Source organism: Bradyrhizobium sp. F1.4.3 (assembly GCF_040548375.1).
Classification (GTDB): domain Bacteria; phylum Pseudomonadota; class Alphaproteobacteria; order Rhizobiales; family Xanthobacteraceae; genus Bradyrhizobium.
In genome coordinates, this window is record NZ_JBEPRN010000009.1 from 257,139 (window position 1) to 263,347 (window position 6,209).

7 protein-coding genes are annotated in these 6,209 nt (G+C 64.3%); 1 reads left to right on the forward strand and 6 read right to left on the reverse strand.

Annotated elements, in window-relative coordinates; all coding sequences use genetic code 11:
• Positions 1 to 9 precede the first annotated feature (9 nt).
• The 6 genes from ABIB73_RS23685 to ABIB73_RS23710 form a co-directional block, all read right to left on the reverse strand.
• Positions 10 to 804, reverse strand: a complete 795-nt coding sequence (locus ABIB73_RS23685) for an NUDIX hydrolase (RefSeq protein WP_354227835.1) — start codon at positions 802 to 804, stop codon at positions 10 to 12.
• A 4-nt stretch (positions 805 to 808) separates the two neighbouring features.
• On the reverse strand, positions 809 to 1,762 hold the full coding sequence (locus ABIB73_RS23690; protein WP_354227837.1) for a dihydrodipicolinate synthase family protein: 954 nt from the start codon (positions 1,760 to 1,762) through the stop codon (positions 809 to 811).
• A gap of 30 nt (positions 1,763 to 1,792) precedes the next feature.
• Positions 1,793 to 2,671, reverse strand: a complete 879-nt coding sequence (locus ABIB73_RS23695) for an SDR family oxidoreductase (RefSeq protein WP_354227839.1) — start codon at positions 2,669 to 2,671, stop codon at positions 1,793 to 1,795.
• Positions 2,672 to 2,840: 169 nt separating this feature from the next.
• Entirely contained in the window at positions 2,841 to 3,701 is an 861-nt protein-coding gene (locus tag ABIB73_RS23700) for a MaoC family dehydratase (RefSeq protein WP_354227841.1), read from the reverse strand.
• Positions 3,702 to 3,911: 210 nt separating this feature from the next.
• Positions 3,912 to 4,301: a Zn-ribbon domain-containing OB-fold protein gene (locus ABIB73_RS23705; RefSeq protein WP_354227843.1), complete on the reverse strand. Its 390-nt coding sequence runs from the start codon at positions 4,299 to 4,301 to the stop codon at positions 3,912 to 3,914.
• Positions 4,301 to 5,458 carry a thiolase family protein gene (locus ABIB73_RS23710; protein WP_354227845.1) on the reverse strand — a complete coding sequence of 386 codons (1,158 nt, stop codon included), beginning with the start codon at positions 5,456 to 5,458 and terminating at the stop codon, positions 4,301 to 4,303. The genes ABIB73_RS23705 and ABIB73_RS23710 overlap by 1 nt, the downstream gene beginning before the upstream one ends.
• A gap of 371 nt (positions 5,459 to 5,829) precedes the next feature.
• Here ABIB73_RS23710 and ABIB73_RS23715 point away from each other — a divergent pair.
• A partial coding sequence (locus ABIB73_RS23715) for a transposase (RefSeq protein WP_354227847.1) occupies positions 5,830 to 6,209 on the forward strand: 380 nt, incomplete at its 3' end.

The window sequence follows — 6,209 nt, forward strand, 5'->3', positions numbered from 1 at the left end:
CGAAGTGTGCTATCCGACGGCGCCGACCTCGAACACCTCGCCGTCATAGCCGGCTTCGCGGGGAATGCGGAGCTGGCGGCCGCTTTCTGTCTTGGTCATGATCGGCATCACCGTCACGATCGACATGCTGCGGGCGTGGTCGAGCGCGGCGTCCACCCTACCCTGCTTCGCCAGACGGATCAGGTTGCGCGTGGTCGGGAACGGCAGCTTGAACCGGCCGCTCTCACCGCCCTCCACCGCTTCGCGCGCCGACACCCAGATCGAGTCGGTCGACTCCCTGCCGTCATGGGCGCCGAGCTGATCGGGCGGCGCTGCGGCGAGGAAGAACCAGGTGTCGAAACGTTTGGGCATGCCCTCCGGCGTGATCCAGTGCGCGTAAGGCACGAGCGTGTCGAGCGCGAGCTCGAGACCGTTGTCGGCGAGGACGCTGAGGAAGCTGATCTTGTGCTCGTTGAGCGCGACGCGATGCTTGTCCGCGATCTCGCCGGCGCGCTTGGCATCGATCGGCGTGCTCGAACCTTTCGAGCGCGCCAGCAGGATGCCGCTTTCCTCAAAGGTCTCGCGGATCGCGGCGATACGAAAACCGCGGTCCGCCTCGCTCAGCCCCTCGCCGCCCGAATACAGGTCGATGCGGGCGACAATCTCGTTGTCGCCCGCATCGACGCTGCCGCCGGGAAACACCAGCGCGCCCGAATTGAACTCGATCTGATGATGGCGAACCATCATGAAGACCTCGATCTCCTTTGCGCCATCGCGTAGCAGAAGGATCGTGGACGCGGGGCGTGATGCGGCGGCCTCTACCATGCAACTAACCTGCGGCGCTCGATTGCGGCTGGAGATTGGCGCGCTTGTCGAAGCGGGCGACGCGCGACAGCAGATAGTCGACCTCGGCCTTCGCCGCCGGCGTGATGGTCGCGCCGGGCTTGCGCTGGGCGCTGGAGGCGATGATGCCGCGCTTCTGGAGCACGTATTTGCGCACGGCAAGGCCCGCGCCCGGCTGCTGCTCGTAGCGGATCAGCGGCAGATGCGCGTCAAACAGATCATGCGCGGCATCGCGCTTGCCGGCCTTCGAGAGGTTCACGACGTCGATCAGCAGTTCGGGGAAGGCGTAGCCGGTCATGGCGCCGTCCGCGCCACGCTCCATCTCGAAATCGAGGAACGTGCCGCCATTGCCGCAGAGGATCGAGAGCGGTCGCAGCGAGCCGTCGTTCTGGAAGCTGCGCAGCGTCGAGATCTTTTCGAGTCCCGGCCAATCCTCGTGCTTCAGCATTACGCAGTTCGGATTGTCCATGACGATCTTGCGGATCACGGCAGGGGTGAACACCACCGAGAGCGTCAGCGGATAGTCCTGGAGCACCCAGGGCACATCCGGTCCGATGGCCTCGGCCGCCTGCTTGAAATAGCCGACGATCTGGTCGTCGGTACGGAGCGACGGCGGCGGCGCGATCATGACGCCAGCCGCGCCCGCGTCCATCGAAGCCTTCGCCAACGAGCGCATGGTGGCAAAGCCCGGCGCGGAGACGCCGACGATGACCTGCATCTTCTTGGCGCGCTTGACGAAGCGCACAGCGACCTGCTCGGCCTCGGCGGCGTCAAGCTTCGGCGCCTCGCCGAGGATGCCCAGCACCGTGACGCCGTCGCAGCCAACCTCCTCGTAGAAATCGGTCAGGCGGTCGATCGAGCGCTCGTCGATCCGGCCGTCGTCGTGGAACGGCGTCGGCGCGATTGCGAAGGTGCCCTTGGCGTCGGCGGTGAGTTTCATCGGGTCTCTCTGTCCTATCATCTGTCGTGGCTAAAACCGCCGCGCACCCATCTTGATCTGCTCCTCGGAGAAGAAGATCTCCTTGGCGTGATCAGCGATGTCCTGGGCCTTCCAGCCCGTATGCGGCGGTTTCCAGCCTTCCATTTCCATCATCCGCATTTCGCGCACGCCGCGGGGCCCGGACACACCCAGCACCTTGCCGGTCTGGTCGCCCGACAAATCGCTGACCATATATAGCACGGCCGGCGCGATGCCGTCCGGCCCCAGCGCCGCACCGGGGTTCTCCTTATAGCGGGGCAGGTCTGCGGTCATGCGGGTCAGCGCGCCCGGGGCCAGCGTCCAGATCCGGATGTTGTATTTGCGGCCCTCGATCGCCAGCACATTGGACAGGCCCCAGATGCCGCCCTTGGCCGCGCCGTAATTGGTCTGGCCGAAATTGCCGATCAGGCCGGAGGTCGAGGAGGTGTTGACGATAACGCCGCCGCCGTTTTCCCGCATCCAGCGAAACACCGGCATGGTGCAACAAAAGGTACCCTTCAGGTGCACCTTGATGACCTTGTCCCAGTCGGACTCCGAGGCCTTGGAGAAGGTCTGGTCGCGCAAAATGCCGGCATTGTTGACGAGGATATCGGCCCGGCCAAAGTGCTTGATGGCGTCGTCGAACACCGACTGGCCACCCTCCATGGTGGAGATGTCGGCGCCGTTGGCGACCGCCTTGCCGCCCTCGGCCCTGATCGCGTCCACCACAAGCTGCGCCATCGACTTGTCGGCGCCGGAGCCGTCGCGGGGCCCGCCGAGGTCGTTGACGACGACGGACGCCCCTTCCCGCGCAAACAGCTTTGCGTAGGCCTCACCAAGCCCCCCGCCCGCGCCGGTGATCAGCGCAACCTTGCCGTCGAGTAGTCCCATGGTGGCATCTCCCTGTTTTTGTCTTCTCTTCGTGTCCCGGACGCGATGCAGCCTGAAACGCTGCGTCGCAGAGCCGGGACCCATTCTTCTTCGCGGCCACTTTCTGGGCCCCGGCTCAGCAGCGCACCGCTGAAGAAGCGCTGCGCTGCGTCCGGGGCACGAGACCGACCTATCCCAGCACCGTCCTGCCGTTCTTGATCACGGTCACCCCGCGCGACTTCACCTTGGCTTCGAACGAGATCAAATTGCCGTCCTTCCAGAGGTCCATGGTCACGGTCTCGCCGGGATAGACCGGCGAAGAAAACCGCGCGACGTGCTGGCGGAATGCACTTGCATCGTAATCGGCATAGGTCTGGAGCACGCCGCGGCAGGTGATGCCGTACGTGCACATGCCGTGCAGGATCGGGCGCGGGAAGCCGGCCTTCTTGGCAAACTCCGGATCGCTATGCAGCGGGTTGCGGTCGCCGCAGAGGCGATAGACCAGCGCCTGATCCGGACGCGTGGCGATGTCGATCGTGCGGTCGGGGCTGCGCGACGGGATCTTGTGCGGATCGGGCTGGGTCAGGTTCGGCCCGCCAAAGCCGCCATCGCCCCGGGCGAAACGCGAGGCGACCAGCGTAGCAAGCTTCTCGCCCTTCTCGTTCTTCAGCACGGTCTGGTGGCTGATCACCACGCCCTTGTCCTTGCCCTTGTCGTAGACCTCGACAACGGAGGAGTCAGCGGTGATGTGCGCGGCCACCGGCAGCGGCTGGTGAAAGGTGATGTCACGCTCGCCATCGACCACCATGACGCGGTTGAGATTCATCTCACCCGGCCCCGAGCCCCACGCCGCGACGGAGGCGAAGGTCGGCACCACCTTGAGCGGCCGCGGCGTCAGCGTGCCCTCGTTGACGAAGGCGAGCTCGTTCTCATCCATCGGATCGGCGCCGAGACCGATGCCGTAGGCATAGAGCATGACCTCGCGATCGCTGTAGGCGTATTTCTGGCCGAGGTTCTTCAGGCCTTTGAGTTCTTCGTATCTGGCGGACATTTTGTTCGTTTCCTCCCGGCATCCTTCTCAGCGAGCAGCGGCGCCCGTTAATGTGCCCTCTCCCCTTGCGGGAGAGGGCTGCGAGAGCCGTGCAGCAAACTCATTTGGGTGAGGGGTTGCCTCCGCATCGAGCATTGTCTCCGTGGAGCGATACCCCTCATCCGGCGCTTCGCACCACCTTCTCCCGCAAGGGGAGAAGGGAAGTAAGAACTACACTGGCGTGAAGAACGGCAATGGCGCGCCGTCGGTCGGCTTGAACACCACCTTCACCTTCTGGCCGATCTTGAGCTTCTCAAGATCGCAATCGATGAAATTGGTTTGCAGCGACGGCCCCTCCTTCAGCGTGACGTAGCCGATCGCGTAGGGACCGGTCGGCGACTTCCGCATCAGGCTGTAAGTGTAGATCGTGGCCTCGCCCGAACTTTCCTCCCACACCGTCTTGTCGGAGTAGCAGAACGGGCAGATCGCACGTGGGAAGTAATGCGCTTCACCGCAGGCGGTGCAGCGCTTGATCATGAACTTGCCCTGCTTCGCGGCATCCCAGAATACGGCGGTCTCCGGATTGGTCACCGGTGCCGGATACTTTTTTGCTTCACTCATCACACGCGCTCCAGAATGGCCGTCGAGGCGGCGTGGCGAACACCCAAAAGGCCGCCGGTGCCGTGGGCGATGGCGAGATCGCAATTCGGAACCTGCACCTTCGGATGCGCCTCGCCGCGCAACTGCCTGACGGCCTCGATGATCTTGGTCATGCCGCCGCGGTTGACGGGATGGTTGCTGCAGAGGCCGCCGCCATCGGTGTTGAACGGCAGCTTGCCGACGCCCGAGATCAGATTTCCGTCGGCAACGAACTTGCCGCCCTCGCCCTTCTTGCAGAAGCCGAGGTCCTCGAGCTGCATCAGCACCGTGATGGTGAAGCTGTCGTAGATCGAGGCATATTTGATGTCCTTCGGCGTGATGCCGGCTTCCTCGAACGCACGCGGGCCGGACCAGATGCCGGCGGAGTAAGTGAGATCGAGATCCTTGCCGCCGCGCGGGCCCTTCATCGCCTCGCCATGACCGATCAACTTGACCAGCGGCTTCTTCAGGCTCTTGGCGATCTCGGGCGTGGTCACGATCAGCGCGCCGCCGCCGTCGGAGACGACGCAGCAATCCATGCGATGCAGCGGATCGGAGATCATCGGTGAATTCAGCACGTCCTCGACGGTGACGACGTCCTTGAGCATCGCATGCGGATTGTATTGCGCGTGATGCGAGGCCGCGACCTTGATCCAGGCAAGCTGCTCGCTGGTGGTGCCATAGTCGTGCATGTGGCGCATGGCACACATGCCATAGGCATTGTGCGTGGTCGCGCCGTAGGCTGACTCGAAATCGGCTTCCGCGCCGGCGGCGCGCGGCGGCATCGCGCCGGTGCGCGGCTTGCCGGCCAGCGTGATCAGCGCGATCGAGCATTTGCCCGCGGCAATCGCTTCGGCGGCATGGCCGAGATGGATGATGTAGGAACAGCCGCCGGTCTCGGTGGAATCGACGTGGCGGAGCTTTTTGGTGTTCAGCCCTAGATAATCGACCATCGGCCAGGCGCCGCCGGGCGCATCGCCCGCGCAGAAATAGCCGTCGACATCGTCCTTGCTGAGCCCTGCATCCTCGATCGCGCCCTTGGCGACCTCGGCGTGGAGCTGGGCGGTGGATTTGTCCGGCGCGTGCCGGGTCGGATGTTCAAAAATCCCGGCAATGTAGGCCTTGCCCTTGATGGTCAAAACAGAGGTCTCCGCTCGCGTTTCTTCTTGCCTCTTTTTTCTGAACCGCGGTGGCCTGATTGGCAAGCGCGGAAATATTCCGTCGGGCGAGAGGGTAGCGGCTCGGCGCAAGTGCTCCATTCAATCCGTCATCCTGAGGCGCGAACCATGCGGCGCTACGCGTCGCGTGGGGAGCCTCGAAGGATGAACGGCCGAGATGCTTCCGACGGATGCAGTCGGGCCGTCGCCCTTCGAGGCTCGCTGCGCGGTGCTACGCGCCGCACAGCTCGCACCTCAGAGCGTGTGATTTTTTTGGCAGCGTGCCAGGTAAATCTGTCCGAATGCTGGTGGAATGTGATTCTCTGGCGATGATGGATTGGCGGGAGGCGAAGATGGCTGCCGATGAATTGTTCGGTGATCTGCCGGCGCAGTCGAAGCCCGAAGCCGACGCGGCGCCGCTCGGCGCGCCACGGCTGCGTGAGCCACAGCGCGACCAGATCGCGTTGCGGGCGGTGGATATCGAGAGCCTGATCGGGGAAGACCACCCGGTGCGCCTGATCTGGTCTTATGTCGAAGAGCTTGATCTGAGTGAACTGGAGAACCGGATCAAGGCCAGGGGCGACCGCCCCGGTCACCCCGCGACCTCGCCGCGGCTTTTGCTGGCGCTGTGGCTCTCGGCCACCAGCGAGGGCGTCGGCAGCGCGCGGGCGTTGGAGCGGCTGTGCGAGAGCCACGATGCCTATCGTTGGCTGTGCGGCGGGGTGTCGGTGAA